The following is a 15759-nucleotide window of genomic DNA, read 5'->3' on the forward strand; positions in this document are numbered from 1 at the left end:
CTGTCGCGAACGCGCCGCCCTAACTCCCCTCTCCCTTTGGGAGAGGGGGCGGGGGTGAGGGCTAAGCAAGGCCCTGGGATAAAAACTCCCCAATCCGACCTATTGCCTCCTCCAGCCGGGATCCCTCGACCACCAAAGCAAAGCGGACGTAGCCTTCCCCACTGGGGCCAAAGCCAGAGCCTGGAGACAGGGCAACGCCGGTGGCCCGCACCAAGTCTAGACAAAACTGGGCCGAGGAACCGCGGTACGACTCCGGCAAAGGCGCCCACAGGTACATGGTGGCCTCCGGCAGGGGCACGGGCCAGCCGATGCGGTGCAGAGCCGCCACCGCGATATCTCGCCGCTCGCGGTACACTTGCCGCCAGTGATCCAAAAAGCTGTCGGGAGCTGCCAAGGCCGCCGCCGCCCCCCGCAGGATGCCCTGGTAGGGGTGGAAGTCGATGGTGGACTTCACCAGGCGCAAAGCTCGGATCAGCTCGCGGCTGCCGATGGCATAGGCCACCCGGAACCCCCCCATGTGGTAAGACTTGGAGAGGGAAAAGAACTCGATGGTGCGGGTCTTGCCGGGATCCGCCAGCAGCGCCGAGGGAGCCACCTGGCCGTCGAAACGCCAGTCCACATAGGGAAAGTCATGGGCCAGGAAGATATCGTGCTGCTGACAAAATTGCAGCGTCTCCTGCCAAAACTCTGGGGTGACGGTGGCGGTGGTGGGGTTGTGGGGATAGCTCAGCACCAACAGCCGCGCCCGACGGCAGATCTCCGCCGGGATCTCATCCCACTGGGGCAGGAAGCGGTTTTCCGCCCGCAGGGGCAGATAGTAGGGGATCCCGCCCGCCAGATGGATCCCGCCCCCATGGGAGGGGTAGCCCGGGTCGGTGATCAAAGCAACATCCCCGGGATTGAGCAGGGCCAGCGGTAGGAGAGCCGTTCCCTGCTGGGATCCGATCAGCGGCAGCACCTCAGTTTCTGGGTCGATCTCCAGGCCGAACTTCCTGAGATACCATTGGGCGCAGGCGGCGCGAAACTCGGCCGTATCGTGGAACAGGGTGTAGCCATAGGTGGAGGGATCTGCCAGGGCCCTCTGAATGGCTGCCAGCGCTTCCGGGGGCGGGGGCAGGTCTGAGGAGCCCAAAGAAAGGTCGATGACATCCAAGCCCGACCGGCGCGCCTCCCACTTGGCCTGGTCTAGCTGGTCAAAGACATTGGAGTGCAGCGGCTCCAGTCGTTGGGCGAAGGCAGCGAGCATGCGACAAGTCCAGGTTGGCTATTCCTGAATCCCCTTAGGGATTGCTGCCGGCATTAGAAGAGCTGGGGGCAGAGGGCCGTGTGGCCGCTGCCGGGCCACGGTCGAAGATCTCGATGTTCCACTGGCCGCGACCGTTGCTCTCAAAGGCGATAAAGCGGCCATCGCCGCTGATGGTGGGGTTGCGCACATCTCCCGGTACCCGGCTGCTGATATTCTCAACGCGGCGGGTTTGGCGGTCGTAGAGAAAAATCTCCGATTTGCCCAGCGCATTGGACACGTAAACGATGTAGCGGCCGTCGGCGCTGATGTCGGGCGAGGTGGCGGCCACGTCGCTGGAATTCAGGCCGGGCAAGTCCACCAGCCGCTGTTCCACCGTGTCGTAGAGAAAAATATCCTGGCTGCCGCCGCGGGCGGAGGAAAACACCAGGTAGCGACCATCCCCGCTGAAGGAGGGCTCCCCATCGGGGAAGATACTGTTGAGGCCGCTGCCGGCCAGCGTGGGGCGCGGCGTGCGAAACCCTGCCGGGCCACAACCGAGCAACAGGAGGCTCAAGCCGGCCCAACACCACCTGCTTGCCCAGCGGGTTGGGCTGCGTGGAATCTGGCCATCGGTCAGCATCGCATTGCCCCTCCAATTCTTCTCCATCATACTCAGTTGGCAACTCGGCTCGGCTAGAGTTCTACCTCGACGCCCTTCCAGAAGGCCACGTAGCCGCGGATGTTGGCTGCAGCCGGCTTGGGATCCGGGTAGTACCAGGCGGCGTCTTTGTTCTCCTGGCCGTTGACCACCAGGGTGTAGTAGCTGGCTTGTCCTTTCCAGGGGCAGGTGGTGTGGGTGGAGCTGGGCTGGAAGTATTCCCAGCGCAGGGATTCCGGCGGAAAATAGATGTTGCCTTCCACGGTTTCGTAGCGGTCGGTCTCCGCCACAACCACCCCGTTCCAGATGGCCCTCGGCATGAAAAAGCTCCTGTCGCAAACTCCCAGTTCTCAACGTTATTTTTAAAGTTGCAGATCCCGGCAAGGCCAACTGCCTTTCTTTGAGATTAGCGTTTCTGCTTATCGTCATCGTTGTCGTTGAGGGTTGACACCCGCCCCTGCCGGGCTGTTCTCCACTGCTATTGAGCGTCACTGCCATGGCTCGCCGCAACACCCTAGAAGATGACCTCAACTACCAGCAAGCCAAGCGCAGCCTGCGCCAGTGGGTGGCTCAACTGGATCTAAGCCCCCAGGAGATGGCGGGTTTGGAAGGGGAGCTGGAGAGCCTGCAGACGCTGCTGGACAAGCTGGAAACCGAGGTGATCCACATCGCTGCCTTTGGCCTGGTGGGGCGGGGCAAATCTTCTCTGCTCAATGCTTTGCTGGGGGAGCCGGTCTTCCAGACGGGGCCCACCCACGGCATTACCCGCACCCAGCAAGCGGCAGCTTGGAACATCAGTTGGGAAACCCGCCCCCAATCCCCCTTCTCTGCAGCAGCCCTGCAGGGATCCCGTCTGCCCCCTGCCTCGGTGCAGTCGGTTCAGGTTAGTCACTGGCAGGGATCCCGTCTGGAGCTGATCGACACGCCCGGCCTGGATGAAGTGGACGGCGAGGAGCGGGCACGGCTGGCCCAGGAGGTGGCGCAGCGGGCCGATCTGATCCTCTTTGTGGTCTGCGGGGATCTGACGCGGGTGGAGTTTGAGGCCCTGGCGGCCCTGCGGGAGGCGGGCAAGCCCATGCTGCTGGTGTTCAACAAGATCGACCAGTACCCGGAGGCGGATCGCCAGGCCATCTACGACAAGATCCGCAACGAACGGGTGCGGCAACTTCTTTCTCCCGACGAGATCGTCATGGTGGCGGCCTCCCCGCGCGTGCCGCGGCTGGTGCAGAGGCCAGATGGCAGCTTCGGCGTGGAGATGGAGATCGGCCCCCCCCAAGTGGACGCCCTGCGCCTGAAGATCCTGGAGGTGCTGCACCGGGAGGGGCGCTCCCTGCTGGCCTTGAATGCCCTCCTGTTTGCCGATCGCGTCAACCAACAGGTCATCGAGCGCAAGCTGCAAAGCCGCGCCCAGCAAGCCCAAGACCTCATCGCCGCCGCTGCCCGCACCAAGGCGCTGGCCGTTGCCCTCAACCCCGTTACCCTGCTCGATACCTTGGGAGGGCTGGCCCTGGATATTGCCTTGATCCTGCGCCTGTCCCGCCTCTATGGCTGGCCCATGAGCAGCGCGGGAGCCGCACAACTGCTGCAGAAGATCGTCCTCAGCATGCTCAGCCTGGGGGCAGGAGAATGGGTGGCGCTCTTGGGCCTGGGATCCCTGAAAACCTTGCTGGGGGGATCCCTGCCCTTCGCTGGAGGATTCTCCCTAGGGGCCTACGGTTCGGTGGCCCTGACGCAAGCGGTCTTGGCCGGGTTTTCCTGCTATGCCATCGGCGAGTCCGCCCGCCACTACCTGGCCCAGGGAGCCAGTTGGGGGCCAGAGGGCCCCAAAGCCGCCATAGCCCAGATTTTGGCCGATTTGGACGAAGCCTCGATCACCGCCCGCCTGCGGGAGGAAATCCGCCACAAAATCGGATTTGCTTTCCCCTGAACCTCTACAATCGCCTCTACAATCCCTCTACAATCAGAGAGCCGAGCCGCATCGTTCGCATGACCTACTGCCTTGGCATCATCACCCGCTTTGGCTTGGTGATGGCGGCAGATTCCCGCACCCACGCCGGGGTGGACTACGTCTCCACCTACCAAAAGCTGTTCGATTTTTCCGTGCCCGAAGAGCGGGTGATCTTGATCTGCACCTCCGGCAACCTGTCCATCACCCAGGGCGTTTTGACCGAAGTGCAGCGGGATCTGCGCCAACCGGAAAGTTCCAATCTCCACACCTTCCCCCATCTCTACGACGTGGCCCGCTACCTGGGATCCAAAATTCGGTACATCCAGGAGCAAGACCGACCCTGGCTGGAAAAGGACGGTATCGACGCCCAGTGCAGCCTGTTGCTGGGGGGACAGATCCGAGGCGAAGAGCCGGCCCTCTTTTTGATCTACAGCCAGGGCAACTGCATCCAGGCCACCCCGGAAACCCCTTTTTTGCAGATGGGGGAAACCAAATACGGCAAACCCATCCTGGATCGCACCCTCTCCTACGAAACCTCGCTAGCAGATGCGGCCAAATGCGCTCTCCTCTCCATTGACTCCACCATGAAATCCAACATCTCCGTCGGCCCCCCCATCGATTTGGTGATGGTGCAAGCGGATCAGTTCAAGGTCACCCACCGTCTGCGCCTGCGCACCGGGGATCCCTACCTGGCCAAAATGCGCAAGCTCTGGGAGAGCGCCCTCAAACAAGCCTTCGACCAAATGCCGCCCATCGAGTGGAACCACTCAGACCCAGCGGATGCCGATCAAGAAGAGCTGATCGACTGAGGGGGGGAGATTGGTAGGATAAGGTATCCCTGCTCAGCCCTTGGTATGTCAGCCCACACCTTTCAGGACTTGATCTTTCGCCTGCAGCAGTTTTGGGGGGAGCAAGGCTGCCTCATCCTGCAACCCTACGACCTGGAAAAAGGCGCCGGCACCATGAGCCCCCACACGTTTTTGCACGCCCTGGGGCCGGATCCCTGGCGGGTGGCTTATGTGGAACCTTGTCGCCGCCCCACCGATGGGCGCTACGGCCAAAACCCCAACCGTCTGCAGCACTACTTTCAGTACCAGGTTCTGATCAAGCCCTCCCCCGACGACATCCAGGAGGTGTACCTGGAGAGCCTGCGGGCCCTGGGCATTGACCCGGCAGAACACGACATTCGCTTTGTGGAAGATGATTGGGAATCTCCCACCTTGGGGGCTTGGGGCGTGGGCTGGGAAGTGTGGCTAGATGGCATGGAAATAACCCAATTCACCTACTTCCAGCAAGTGGGCGGGCTGGATTGTCGCCCCGTTTCTGTGGAGATTACCTACGGCCTAGAGCGCCTGGCCATGTACCTACAGGGGGTGGACTCGGTTTTCGACCTCTGCTGGGGTGAGCACCCTTCCCTAGGCCGGATTACCTATGGGCAAATCTATTTCCAAAATGAGGTCGAGCAATCTTATTACAACTTCGAGTATTCCGATCCGGAGATGCTACTGGAATTGTTCCGGCTCTACGAAGCCGAGGCCAAGCGCCTGATCGAAACCACACAGCAGAAGCTGCAAAAACAGGTGCTTCCCGATCGGCTGGCGGTGTCGCTGCTCCTGCCCGCCTACGACTATGTGCTCAAGTGCTCCCACACCTTCAACCTGCTCGATGCCCGCGGCGTCATTGCCGTAGCCGAGCGCACCCTCTACATTGGGCGCATCCGCAACCTGGCCCGACAATTGGCAGAGCTGTACGTTAGCCAAGCCGACCGCCCTGGATCCAGCTATGCCCTGCGGCAGCCGGAACCCACCCTGATCTCCAAAGGCGCCTGGGCTAATGGCTAGGGAAAAAGATCCCTGTTTTCGCTATGATGGGTGATCGGTATCAGCAGGCGCTGGCCTGCCGTGGCCACCCTTACCTTAGGATAATCGACACTCTCGTTTTCACCCTCTTTTCCTGACCAGTCCACCTTTATTCCGAGAAAAATCTTTATGTTTCGCCATCCCGTCACGCGGGTTTCCATCTTTATCGATGGGAACAATATGTTTTATGCTCAACAAAAAAATGGCTGGTTTTTCGACCCGCGCCGAGTCTTGGATTATTTTGTCAGGTCACAGCCCAACGTCGAGCTAGTCAACGCATTTTGGTACACCGGCATCAAGGATCCCAACGATCAAAGGGCCTTTCGAGATGCTCTGATCAGCTTGGGTTTTACGGTGCGCACCAAGATCCTTAAAGAGTATCGAGACGAAGACTCTGGCCGCTACTCCCAGAAGGCCAACCTGGATATCGAGATCGTCATCGATATGTTCAACACGGTTGGGCAATACGACAGGATCATCTTGTTTAGCGGCGATGGCGATTTTGAGCGGGCCGTTGAGCTGTTGCGCTCCAAAAACACTTTGATTACAGTCGTCTCCACTGAAGGAATGATCGCCCGCGAGCTGCGCAATGCCACCGATCGCTACATCGACCTCAACGACATTCGCCCCTACATCGAGAAGCTGGATAAGTAGGGCTGATCCCTCTACTCTCGAGCTGGCCCCACAGCTCCCCGGCGGAGTTGTCACAACCCACCTGAGGCCCTTCGGGTTTCTCCGCCTTGAGAGAAAGTCTGCTTGGTAAAATTGCTGCCACGCAAGCGACCCATCTGTTACACCGGCCATCGTCGGCGTTGCCGGGAAAAGCTGTCCCAGCCACTTTAACTTCTGGGCAACCTTGGCCCAGGCAGAGGGCCAAAGAGGCTAGCATTGTAAAAAATCTTTGCCCCAACCAGGTTTTTATGACCGACGTTCCCGTCTCCCGCATTCGCAACTTTTCCATCATCGCCCACATCGACCACGGTAAATCCACCCTGGCCGACCGGCTGCTGGAGGCGACCGGCACCGTTTCAGCCCGCGAGATGAAGCCGCAACTGTTGGACAACATGGAACTGGAACGGGAGCGGGGCATCACCATCAAGCTGCAGGCGGCCCGCATGAACTACCGCGCCCAAGACGGCCAAGACTATGTCCTCAACCTCATCGATACGCCGGGGCATGTGGACTTTACCTACGAAGTCTCCCGCTCCCTGGCCGCCTGCGAAGGGGCGCTGCTGGTGGTGGATGCCTCTCAAGGTGTGGAGGCGCAGACCCTGGCCAACGTCTATCTGGCCCTGGAGAACAACCTGGAGATCATCCCGGTCATTAACAAAATCGACCTGCCGGGGGCGGAGCCGGAGCGGGTGATCGCCGAGATCGAGCAGGTCATCGGCCTCGATTGCAGCGGAGCGATCTTGGCCTCTGCCAAAATGGGCATCGGCATCCCAGAGATCCTAGAGGCCATTGTGCAGCGGGTGCCCCCGCCGCGGGATACAGTGGCGGATCCCTTGCGGGCCCTAATTTTCGATAGCTACTACGACTCCTACCGCGGCGTGATTGTCTATGTGCGCATCATGGATGGGGAGGTGAAGACGGGAGATAAGATCTGCTTCATGGCCTCCGGTCGGGAATACGAAATTACCGAGCTGGGGGTGATGCGCCCTCATCAAGAGTCCGTTGCGTCTCTCCATGCTGGGGAAGTGGGCTACATTGCCGCCGCCATTAAAAGTGTCGAGCACGCCCGTGTCGGGGATACCATCACACTTGTCCATCGCAAGGCCTCTGAGCCTCTGCCCGGCTACAAAGAAGCCAAGCCGATGGTCTTCTGCGGCCTCTTCCCCAGCAACTCCGATCAATACGCCGAACTCAAAGAAGCTCTGGAAAAACTGAAGCTCAACGATGCCGCCCTCTACTTTGAGCCGGAAGTTTCCCCTGCGATGGGCTTTGGCTTCCGCTGTGGTTTCTTGGGCCTGCTGCACATGGAGGTGGTGCAGGAACGCCTGGAGCGGGAATACAACCTGGATTTGGTGATCACCGCTCCGACGGTGGTGTATCAGGTTACCCTCAACGATGGCTCTGTGATTCGGGTAGACAATCCCAGCAAGCTGCCTCCCCCCAACGAGCGCACCAGCATTGAGGAGCCGATTGTGAGGGTAGAGGTGATTCTTCCTGAGGAATTTGTCGGTACCGTGATGGAGCTGTGCGAGACCAAACGCGGCACCTTTAAGGACATGAAATACCTGGCGCAGGGTCGAACTACGCTCGTGTATGAGCTACCGCTGGCAGAAGTGGTCACCGACTTTTTCGATCAACTGAAATCTCGCACCCGCGGCTACGCCAGTATGGATTACCAAATGGTGGGTTACCGCGCCGACGACCTGGTGCGCTTGGACATCCTCATCAACGGCGACGTGGTGGATTCTCTGTCCACCATTGTGCATCGGGACAAAGCCTTTTATGTGGGCCGGTCTTTGGTAGCCAAGCTGCGCGAGCTGATCCCACGCCACCAGTTTGAGGTGCCCATTCAAGCAGCAATTGGCTCTCGGGTGATAGCCCGCGAAACTATTCCTGCCCTGCGCAAAAATGTCCTGGCCAAGTGCTATGGGGGGGATGTGACCCGCAAGCGCAAGCTGTTGGAAAAACAAAAGGAGGGGAAAAAGCGCATGAAGGCGGTGGGAACCGTCGAGGTGCCCCAAGAGGCGTTTATGGCGGTGCTGAAGTTGCAAAATGACTAGCCCGGTCTTACGGCGGGAAGAGGTGTTGGCCTGGCTCCAGGAGCAGGTGCCCCCCCCTCGCCTTCGCCACATCTTGGGGGTAGAGGCGATGGCCCGGCAACTGGCAGCTCACTATGGGCTGGATGAGCAAAAAGCTGCTTGGGCAGGGCTGATGCACGACTTGGCCAAGTCCTTCCCCCCGGAGCAACTGTTGCAAAGGGTGGCTCAGGAACGGGAGCTGGATGAAATTGAGCGGGCCGAACCTCACATCCTGCACGCTGAGGTGGGATCCCTGGTGGCGCGGGAGCAGTTTCAGGTACAGGACCCGGAGATTTTGGCGGCCATTGCCAACCACACGCTAGGGCAGCCCGGCATGGATCCGCTCAGTTGCGTGGTTTTCGTGGCCGATGCCCTGGAGCCGAATCGGGGCAACAGCCCAGAATTGGAGCGGTTGCGGCAGATGGCTTTTGTAGATTTGTCTAAAACCGTAGTGGGAGTATGTGACTTGAGCCTAAAATTTTTGCTAGACCGGAATCAGGTGGTTCATCCGCGCACACTCATGACTCGGAATCATTTTTTGTTACATCCTTTAGAAAAAGCGGTGTCCTAGGTTAACTCAGTCGTTTCAGGAGGGTTTTAGTTGCTACATCTCATGCCTGCCCCTGCTGGGGATCCCATCTATTGCATGGCGCTGAGTGCAGCTCGCGCGGCAGAAGAGAAAAAAGGTGGCGATATCGTTCTGCTGGATGTATCCCAAGTCTCCACTTTGGCAGATTACTTTCTTCTGGTCAGCGGCTACTCGCTTACGCAAGTCCGCGCCATTGCCCGAGCAATCGAGGAAAAGGTTTGGGAGGAGTGGCAACAGAGTCCGCGCCGCATCGAAGGTCAAGAGTCAGGCTCTTGGATACTGATCGACTATGCCGATCTCATCGTCCATGTGTTCATGCAGGAGGAAAGAGACTATTACGACCTGGAATCTTTCTGGATCCAGGCTCAGCGAGTCGATTTGCCAATAGCAGGCTAGACATAGTTTTAGATCCTTAGATCTTGGCAGCTTTTCAGAGCTTGTAGCCAGGCGAAGAGTTGCTCCGCTTAGCTCTTCAAGTGGGTGTCTTTGCCAAACGAAAGTGTTAGCCGATCGTCAAGAAATGTGTAAACTTCTTAATAGTCCCATAACTTCCTACATAGTTACGTGTTAGCGTATTGGAGGAGGAGTAGCTGGGTAAGATCTTCTTCCCTCTTGCGGTTGAGTTTCTATAGTCTTTGTTAAATGGCCTACCCTGTCCTTCTCAAAAAGCCGATAATTTTTCGTTGGTACCGGATACCAGCGAAGAGATTTTCCGGCTGCTGATTGTTGGCTGCTTTCAGCGGCAGAGGGGAGGGCAAACGGGGCAAATAGAGGGGGCTAAGGATTGGCCGCAGGGGAGATCTTAGCAGACAAATCCACAACCTCTTCCCGCTGGTGGACTGGATCTGCCGCCGGCTCAGCTATCCGGCCTGTAGGCAAGAGTCCGAGGCAAAGAGCGGCGAAGGAGGAAAGGAGAAAGTTGCACTTTTTGTTTAATGCCTGTTTTAAGAGCGACGGGGATTTTTAGGAGGGACAAATGGAAAAGATGTTGGTTAATATCGTTGAGTACCTGGCTTTGGGAGAACTGGAAAATGTCCTCTGTACTGAGCACCCCCATCAGCAGGTTTTCCACGATGCCAGGGAGCGGGAAGCGCTGATGCAGCAGATCTTAAACCGGGTTCCTGCTGTTTATATGTGGCTGGCTGCCGATGAGTGTCCCAGCCGCGATCAGCTCAACCCTTCTGAGCTGGAATTGCTCCGCTCGGTAGTGCGGGAGGTGGTCAATCAAAAGCTGCAACAAGCTTCTTTTGGCGTTGATCCCTATGCGGGATCCATGTCGGAAGCCTTCTACGGGTAGAGGGAAGATGGGCTTAGGCTAGACTGCAAGAACGCTACCTTGCCCTGGTATGTTGCCCGTTTACTATTCTGAGACTTTTCTCCGCCACGACGCCGGGCCGTTTCACCCCGAGCGTCCGGCTCGCCTGCAGGCCATTGTCAAGGCGCTGCGCGGTGCCTCTTTCGCCGAGCATCTGGAATGGCGGGATCCCCCCTTGGCCGATCTTGCACAACTGGAGCGGGTACACCCGCGCTGGCACATTCAACGGGTGGCCGAGTTGGCTGCGGCAGGAGGGGGTCGCCTCGATGCCGATACCGCCGTTTCCCCAGCGAGCTTTGAGGCGGCGCGGCAGGCAGTTGGAGCCTGGATTGCTGCTTCGGCCTCGGCTTTGGCCGCGGCTCAGCCTGCTTTGGTGCTGTGTCGTCCGCCTGGGCATCACGCAGAGCCAGAACGGGCAATGGGGTTTTGTTTATTCAGCAACGCAGCCATTGCGGCGCTGTGGGCGCTGGATCAGCCGGGGGTGAAGCGGGTGGCGATTTTCGATTGGGATGTTCACCACGGCAACGGCACGCAGGCGGTGGTGGAGCGCTATCCCCAACTGGCCTATGCCTCCATCCATCAGTTTCCCCTCTACCCCGGCACCGGCTCCGCTCGCGAAACCGGGATCCACGGCAACCTCTGCAACGTGCCTCTGCCTGCCAGGTCAGACTGGTCGGTCTACAAAAAAGCTCTCGATGAGAAGGTCTTGCCGTTTTTGCGGGCCTTCCAACCGGATTTGCTGCTGGTGAGCGCCGGCTTTGACTGTGCCAAAGGGGATCCCTTGGCCAGTATGCTGCTGGAGCCGGAAGACTTTGGCCGCATGGCCCACCTCTGCCTGGAGGAGGTGACCCGCAAGACCGTCTTCGGGTTAGAAGGGGGCTATGACCTGGAGAATCTGGCCCGCGGCTGGCTGAGCCTGGCCCAAGCTTGCCTGGAGAGCTAGCCCTTCCACTTCACCTTGGGCAGGATCTGCCGCACATCCACGCGGTCTTTGTACTTGAGGGCGAAGTTGAGCAGCGAGTCCAAAAGCGAGTCAGATAGGTAGTGGGGTTGTAGGCCCAGGTCTAGGAGCTTGGTATTTTTGGCGTTGTAGTAGTGCTCCTCCAGCTCGACACGGGGGTTTTCCAAGTAGTTGATTTCCACCTTCAGGCCCATGGCGGCTCCGGCCTTTTGCACCATCAGCGCCAGTTGCTCCACGCTAAATTGCTCGGTGAACTGGTTCATCACCCGGAACTGACCTGGCTCAGGAGGATTGGCGATGGCCAGCTCCACACAGCGCACCGTATCGCGGATATCCAGGAAGCCACGGGTTTGGCCCCCCTTGCCGTACACCGTCAGGGGGTGGCCCACTGCGGCTTGAACGCAAAAGCGGTTCAGGGCCGTGCCGAACACGCCATCGTAGTCGAGGCGGTTGATCAGCACCTCATCCATGCCGGTTTCTTCTGTTAACACGCCGTACACCACCCCTTGATTGAGGTCGGTAGCCCGCAGGCCCCAGACGCGGCAGGCGAAGTGGATGTTGTGGCTGTCGTGCACCTTGGAGAGGTGATACATGGAACCCGGCTGTTTGGGATAGGGCAGGGTATCCTTGCGGCCGTTGTGCTCGATGGTGATGTACCCCTCCTCGATGTCGATGTTGGGGGTGCCATACTCGCCCATGGTGCCCAGCTTCACCAGGTGGCAGTCGGGAAACTCCTCCTTGATGGCGTAGAGGATGTTCAGGGTGCCCACCACGTTGTTGACCTGGGTCATCACCGCATGTTCGCGGCTAATCATCGAGTAGGGAGCAGAGCGCTGCTCGCCAAAGTGGACGATGGCCTCCGGCTCAAAGCGACGCATGCAAGAAATGAGGGCCTCGTAGTTGGTGACGTCGCAAACGAAAATGGGAATATCCTTGCCGGTCAGCCCCTTCCAGCGATCCACCCGCTGCTCGAGCTGGGCAATGGGCGTCAGGGTAGAAACCCCTAGCTGCAGATCCCAGAGGCGGCGCACGTAGGAATCGAGAATGGCCACCTCATAGCCCCTGTTGGACAGGTGTAGGGCCGTTGCCCAGCCGCAGTATCCGTCACCACCAATAACCAGGACTTTCATCGGGGAAGCAAAATTCGGCTGCTCACGAATCTACCAAGTTATGGCACCGAAGACAAATACCCTGGGATCCCACTTTTAATCGCGGATTGGGCCGCCAGATTACTCGACCTGAGGAGGGTTGGCCAGGGTGTAGACGGTGGTCTCAGCAGCAATGGCACGGCGCAGGTGGGCGGGAACCTGGTAGAGTCCCAGGAGGGTGATGCCATCGATGAAGCGCAGCGCTCCGCGGTCGGGATCCAGGTGTTGGGCCAGGATCTGGTCGACCTGTTCGGGCTCCGGCCTGGAAGAGATGGGATCCTGGGCTGCCAGGGCAAACCCCAGCGGCCCGCCGTAGGTGGGGGCGTAGATAGCGTAGGGCTGCACAGCAGCAAACACCGTTTTCAAGGTGTGAACGATGCGAGTGTGCTGCCACAACTCCACTGGACCCGTCGGCCCAGCTTGGATGACAAAAGCCCCAGCGGTCTGCAACTTGGAGCGAACCTGGCGGAAAAACTCCTGGGTAAAGAGGCGGTAGGCCGGGCCGGCCTCAACGGGATCCGACAGATCGGAAAGGATCGCGTCCCAGATCGGCTCCGTCTGGCCAAGAAAGTCCAAGGCGTCGGCGATCACCACCTCTGCCCGCGGATCCGCAAAGGATCCTTGGTGCATTTCCGGCAGATGCTCTCGACAGGCTTCCACCACCTCCCCGTCGATATCCACCATCACCACTTGCTCCACCGAGCGCCAGCGCAGCACCTCCCGCAGCGTCGCCCCTTCCGCACCACCCAATATCAACACTCGCCGCGGGATCCCACCCGCCTGGACGACCTGCACCAGGGCCGGATGAACCAGAGCCTCGTGGTACAGGAATTCGTCCGCCGTGGTGGACTGCCAGTGGCCATCCAGCATCAGGCCCTTGCCATAGGCTCCCGTCTCGGCGATCAGCATCTCCTGAAAACGGGTTTTTCGGTAGGCCAGAATGCGCGTGATGGCACGGGCAGTGTAGTCCCAGGGGGTGAAGTACTCCTGCGCCCAGAAGAAGCTCTTTGGGGTGTTCATAGGACACCTGACAAAAAGTGGCGGGATCTCAGCGCCTTCGTCCGGCCGTTTCACAGCTTAGCGCTTCGGGAAAATCCGCCATCTCTTCAATGGGTGCCGCATCCGTGGTTCGGCGAGGTAGCTTGCGCAGCGAATACCGCCGCGCTTGAAACACCTGGATCAAGTATTCACAGGCTGCTTCGGGCCGCGTGTGGCGACCACAGGTGAACACATCCACCGCTGCATAGCCCGCTTCGGGCCAAGTGTGAATGGAGATATGGGATTCTCCCAAAAGGGCCAGAGCCGTGATCCCCTGTGGCTCAAACGGATGGCAAAGCTCGCCCAAGAGGGTGGAGTTGGAGCGTCTTGCTGCCTCCCGCAAGGCCTGTTGCACCAGGGAAACATCATCCAGAAGTTTGGCCGGGCAGTCGTAAAGCTCTAGGATGCAGTGGATCCCGATCAGAGCCAGAGACCTATCCCCTAATTGGCCAGATAGTGTGTGCAGCATACTATCCCCTAATTGGCCAGATAGACTACCGAAGCCGTGCGAACAAAAAGCACAGCTTTACCATCTTCTCATAGATGCAGCGGGATTACACCCCGCAACGGCTTTTTTCTTAACTGAGAATTAACCTTGACGTTGTCCGCAGCCCTGCCGGCTTGCTCCCACGCAGGGGGAGAGCGGCGATTCTTTCACAACTTGCAGTAGCTGCTGGCAGGCAACCCCCACTTGCTGTGCCACACCATCCTTTGCTGCTCTGCCCGATTTGCCTATCCAGTTGGCCAAGCCCGATATCTGCCCACCCCGCTGGCGGCATCTCGAACGTGGTGCAAGGGGAATTGCTCAGCAGTTCGGCTTCCTACCCAACGACCGGCTGACAGCGCCAAGGAGCGGGGATCCCTGGAAGAGTCCCCCTCTCAAAGCTCCCAGAGCGGTTAGTCTAGACTGTGGACAGTGACGTTCCTCTCAATCCGAGCAGAGGCTGTCGATGGACACCGCCGAGGCCCTCCAAGTTCTCAACCTGCCGCCGGATGCCAGCGAACGGGAGATCCGGAGGAAGTGGTTTCGAGAATATCAAACCCTTAGTGCCGCCCTCTTGGAGCTGGAGGACGAACGGCAAAGGCCCTTGCTGGAGGCGCAACTGGCACGGCTCAACGAGGCGCGGGATGTGTTGCTCGGCGGCGGATCCCAGGCTGAGAAGGAGTTGGCTTGGGCTAGCCCGGAAGACTTGCCTTCCCAGGTCATCGTGCTGCTTTACCAAGCCAATGGCCAAGAGGGGATCTGCACACGCCAGATCGGGGGGCAGGACATTGTCATTGCGTTTGAGAGCGCCTTTGGGGCGAAAAAATATGCCCAAAGGCTGGCCCAGCAGGGGCTGCCCAAGCCGCTGGCCGAGCGCTTTGATACTCAGGAGATCGTCGATTTTTGTCGCGAAGGGGGCTATGGGTTGATGGTGGTTCCAGCCAGCGAGGTGCTGGAGCCGCTGGAGGAGAGTACGGAAGCCGCGCGGAATTGGCAGGGCAAATCCTAACGGCCTGGACTTCAACCCAGATTGCGTTGCGAGGGTCTTCGATGATCACTGCCGAACCAATCTCTCTAGAGGAGTTTCGCCAGATCATGGATGCGGATCTGGAGGCTTGCTGTGAAGCATTTGGCCTGAGGGAAGGGTACCTGCGTCTGCAACAACAACAACTGCGCTTCTGGGTTATGCTGGCCCTCTGCCTGTTGGTGGTTGCCCTGGTGATCTTTTTGGGGATGCGGGATCCCGGCTATTGGCTACTGTATACAGTGGCCGTCGTGTTGCTGGCGGTGGTTTTGCTGGGGCTCCTCTGGGCCAGCTTGGAGCTGCAGCAGAGCCTGCGCCGCATTCGCCAGCGCTGGCAGGAGGCCCACCTCCTAAATAGCCCTCCCAAGATCATGGAGTTTGCCAGCGATCTCGCCCGCAAGGTAAAAGAGTACAACCGCTGGGTGCAAGAGCTCCAACAATCGCTGGAGGGGGGCCAGTATTGGCGAGATTTTCGCCAACTGAGCCAGGCCGAGCAGCGGTATATCCAGTCGCTCTTTTTGCAGGTGCGGGCCCAGTTGATCACGGCTTTGCAGATGTGCAGAGCCTTGATCGAAGACCCACGGGTTCCCGTAGAGCAGTACTTTAACCAGATGGTTGCCCGGGATCAGCAACTGCTGGAGCAATTTATCGCCAAAAACTTGACTGCCAACCGCTACGCAGCCATAGCTCGCAAGCTATCTGCCCTGGAAGCAGATCTGCAAACCCAGCTCAGAGCCCTGGGATCCCGGTGATAGTCTGG

Annotated in this window: 18 protein-coding genes; 11 read left to right on the forward strand and 7 right to left on the reverse strand. The window is 59.2% G+C overall.

The window, feature by feature from the left end:
* Positions 1-61: 61 nt before the first annotated feature.
* The 3 genes from NW855_RS09155 to NW855_RS09165 are packed head-to-tail and all read right to left on the reverse strand — an operon-like array spanning position 62 to position 2203.
* Positions 62-1246, reverse strand: coding sequence for an LL-diaminopimelate aminotransferase (locus tag NW855_RS09155; RefSeq protein ID WP_414508681.1), 1185 nt, complete (start codon positions 1244-1246; stop codon positions 62-64).
* A gap of 34 nt (positions 1247-1280) precedes the next feature.
* On the reverse strand, positions 1281-1865 hold the full coding sequence (locus tag NW855_RS09160; protein ID WP_011429491.1) for a TolB family protein: 585 nt from the start codon (positions 1863-1865) through the stop codon (positions 1281-1283).
* A gap of 53 nt (positions 1866-1918) precedes the next feature.
* Positions 1919-2203: a DUF427 domain-containing protein gene (locus NW855_RS09165; protein ID WP_011429490.1), complete on the reverse strand. Its 285-nt coding sequence runs from the start codon at positions 2201-2203 to the stop codon at positions 1919-1921.
* Between the two features lie 176 nt (positions 2204-2379).
* Between NW855_RS09165 and NW855_RS09170 the strand changes: the two genes are divergently transcribed.
* Genes NW855_RS09170 through glyQ form a run of 3 tightly spaced genes read left to right on the forward strand, consistent with a single transcriptional unit; the run spans position 2380 to position 5672 of the window.
* Positions 2380-3810 (forward strand): DUF697 domain-containing protein, encoded by a 1431-nt coding sequence (locus NW855_RS09170; protein WP_414508689.1) that lies wholly within the window; start codon positions 2380-2382, stop codon positions 3808-3810.
* A 59-nt stretch (positions 3811-3869) separates the two neighbouring features.
* The gene (locus NW855_RS09175; RefSeq protein ID WP_414508682.1) at positions 3870-4640 is read left to right on the forward strand and encodes a peptidase; all 771 of its coding nucleotides are present in this window, start codon (positions 3870-3872) and stop codon (positions 4638-4640) included.
* Between the two features lie 45 nt (positions 4641-4685).
* Positions 4686-5672: a glycine--tRNA ligase subunit alpha gene (glyQ, locus tag NW855_RS09180; protein WP_414403009.1), complete on the forward strand. Its 987-nt coding sequence runs from the start codon at positions 4686-4688 to the stop codon at positions 5670-5672.
* Here the strand turns inward: glyQ and NW855_RS09185 are convergent.
* Positions 5669-5851: a hypothetical protein gene (locus tag NW855_RS09185; protein WP_168175270.1), complete on the reverse strand. Its 183-nt coding sequence runs from the start codon at positions 5849-5851 to the stop codon at positions 5669-5671. The genes glyQ and NW855_RS09185 overlap by 4 nt on opposite strands.
* Positions 5852-5870: 19 nt before the next feature.
* Between NW855_RS09185 and NW855_RS09190 the strand changes: the two genes are divergently transcribed.
* The 6 genes from NW855_RS09190 (at position 5871) to NW855_RS09215 (ending at position 11287) form a co-directional block, all read left to right on the forward strand.
* Positions 5871-6344 carry an NYN domain-containing protein gene (locus NW855_RS09190; RefSeq protein ID WP_346426099.1) on the forward strand — a complete coding sequence of 158 codons (474 nt, stop codon included), beginning with the start codon at positions 5871-5873 and terminating at the stop codon, positions 6342-6344.
* 266 nt (positions 6345-6610) lie between these two features.
* Positions 6611-8422, forward strand: coding sequence for a translation elongation factor 4 (gene lepA, locus NW855_RS09195; RefSeq protein ID WP_011429485.1), 1812 nt, complete (start codon positions 6611-6613; stop codon positions 8420-8422).
* Positions 8415-9011, forward strand: a complete 597-nt coding sequence (yqeK, locus tag NW855_RS09200; protein ID WP_414508683.1) for a bis(5'-nucleosyl)-tetraphosphatase (symmetrical) YqeK — start codon at positions 8415-8417, stop codon at positions 9009-9011. Before lepA ends, yqeK begins: the two co-directional genes overlap by 8 nt.
* A gap of 42 nt (positions 9012-9053) precedes the next feature.
* Entirely contained in the window at positions 9054-9425 is a 372-nt protein-coding gene (gene rsfS / locus NW855_RS09205; RefSeq protein ID WP_414508684.1) for a ribosome silencing factor, read from the forward strand.
* 580 nt (positions 9426-10005) lie between these two features.
* Positions 10006-10326, forward strand: a complete 321-nt coding sequence (locus NW855_RS09210) for a hypothetical protein (protein WP_011429481.1) — start codon at positions 10006-10008, stop codon at positions 10324-10326.
* A gap of 49 nt (positions 10327-10375) precedes the next feature.
* Entirely contained in the window at positions 10376-11287 is a 912-nt protein-coding gene (locus tag NW855_RS09215; protein WP_414508685.1) for a histone deacetylase, read from the forward strand.
* Here NW855_RS09215 and NW855_RS09220 read toward each other — a convergent pair.
* The 3 genes from NW855_RS09220 to speD all read right to left on the reverse strand — a co-directional run bounded on the left by NW855_RS09220 (position 11284) and on the right by speD (position 13960).
* Positions 11284-12435: an NAD-dependent epimerase/dehydratase family protein gene (locus tag NW855_RS09220; RefSeq protein ID WP_011429479.1), complete on the reverse strand. Its 1152-nt coding sequence runs from the start codon at positions 12433-12435 to the stop codon at positions 11284-11286. The genes NW855_RS09215 and NW855_RS09220 overlap by 4 nt on opposite strands.
* Before the next feature lie 99 nt (positions 12436-12534).
* Complete coding sequence (locus tag NW855_RS09225; protein WP_011429478.1) at positions 12535-13473, reverse strand: polyamine aminopropyltransferase; 939 nt, start codon at positions 13471-13473, stop codon at positions 12535-12537.
* 28 nt (positions 13474-13501) lie between these two features.
* Entirely contained in the window at positions 13502-13960 is a 459-nt protein-coding gene (gene speD / locus NW855_RS09230; protein ID WP_099812417.1) for an adenosylmethionine decarboxylase, read from the reverse strand.
* 481 nt (positions 13961-14441) lie between these two features.
* On the opposite strand from speD, the gene NW855_RS09235 reads away from it, so the two are divergent.
* Positions 14442-14984, forward strand: coding sequence for a DUF3110 domain-containing protein (locus NW855_RS09235; RefSeq protein ID WP_011429476.1), 543 nt, complete (start codon positions 14442-14444; stop codon positions 14982-14984).
* A 41-nt stretch (positions 14985-15025) separates the two neighbouring features.
* Positions 15026-15751 carry a hypothetical protein gene (locus NW855_RS09240; RefSeq protein ID WP_414402635.1) on the forward strand — a complete coding sequence of 242 codons (726 nt, stop codon included), beginning with the start codon at positions 15026-15028 and terminating at the stop codon, positions 15749-15751.
* Positions 15752-15759 lie beyond the last annotated feature (8 nt).

This window comes from Synechococcus sp. RC10B2, from assembly GCF_047502635.1.

What these genes read in the sequence shown, in the direction of transcription:
- speD (WP_099812417.1), bottom strand. Translation starts at nt 13,960, where the DNA reads ATGCTGCACACACTATCTGGCCAATTAGGGGATAGGTCTCTGGCTCTG.
- NW855_RS09225 (WP_011429478.1), bottom strand. Translation starts at nt 13,473, where the DNA reads ATGAACACCCCAAAGAGCTTCTTCTGGGCGCAGGAGTACTTCACCCCC.
- NW855_RS09235 (WP_011429476.1), top strand. Translation starts at nt 14,442, where the DNA reads ATGGACACCGCCGAGGCCCTCCAAGTTCTCAACCTGCCGCCGGATGCC.
- NW855_RS09155 (WP_414508681.1), bottom strand. Translation starts at nt 1,246, where the DNA reads ATGCTCGCTGCCTTCGCCCAACGACTGGAGCCGCTGCACTCCAATGTC.
- NW855_RS09165 (WP_011429490.1), bottom strand. Translation starts at nt 2,203, where the DNA reads ATGCCGAGGGCCATCTGGAACGGGGTGGTTGTGGCGGAGACCGACCGC.
- yqeK (WP_414508683.1), top strand. Translation starts at nt 8,415, where the DNA reads ATGACTAGCCCGGTCTTACGGCGGGAAGAGGTGTTGGCCTGGCTCCAG.
- NW855_RS09240 (WP_414402635.1), top strand. Translation starts at nt 15,026, where the DNA reads ATGATCACTGCCGAACCAATCTCTCTAGAGGAGTTTCGCCAGATCATG.
- glyQ (WP_414403009.1), top strand. Translation starts at nt 4,686, where the DNA reads ATGTCAGCCCACACCTTTCAGGACTTGATCTTTCGCCTGCAGCAGTTT.
- NW855_RS09190 (WP_346426099.1), top strand. Translation starts at nt 5,871, where the DNA reads ATGTTTTATGCTCAACAAAAAAATGGCTGGTTTTTCGACCCGCGCCGA.
- NW855_RS09220 (WP_011429479.1), bottom strand. Translation starts at nt 12,435, where the DNA reads ATGAAAGTCCTGGTTATTGGTGGTGACGGATACTGCGGCTGGGCAACG.
- NW855_RS09215 (WP_414508685.1), top strand. Translation starts at nt 10,376, where the DNA reads ATGTTGCCCGTTTACTATTCTGAGACTTTTCTCCGCCACGACGCCGGG.
- NW855_RS09185 (WP_168175270.1), bottom strand. Translation starts at nt 5,851, where the DNA reads ATGGAAACCCGCGTGACGGGATGGCGAAACATAAAGATTTTTCTCGGA.
- lepA (WP_011429485.1), top strand. Translation starts at nt 6,611, where the DNA reads ATGACCGACGTTCCCGTCTCCCGCATTCGCAACTTTTCCATCATCGCC.
- NW855_RS09160 (WP_011429491.1), bottom strand. Translation starts at nt 1,865, where the DNA reads ATGCTGACCGATGGCCAGATTCCACGCAGCCCAACCCGCTGGGCAAGC.
- rsfS (WP_414508684.1), top strand. Translation starts at nt 9,054, where the DNA reads ATGCCTGCCCCTGCTGGGGATCCCATCTATTGCATGGCGCTGAGTGCA.
- NW855_RS09170 (WP_414508689.1), top strand. Translation starts at nt 2,380, where the DNA reads ATGGCTCGCCGCAACACCCTAGAAGATGACCTCAACTACCAGCAAGCC.
- NW855_RS09175 (WP_414508682.1), top strand. Translation starts at nt 3,870, where the DNA reads ATGACCTACTGCCTTGGCATCATCACCCGCTTTGGCTTGGTGATGGCG.
- NW855_RS09210 (WP_011429481.1), top strand. Translation starts at nt 10,006, where the DNA reads ATGGAAAAGATGTTGGTTAATATCGTTGAGTACCTGGCTTTGGGAGAA.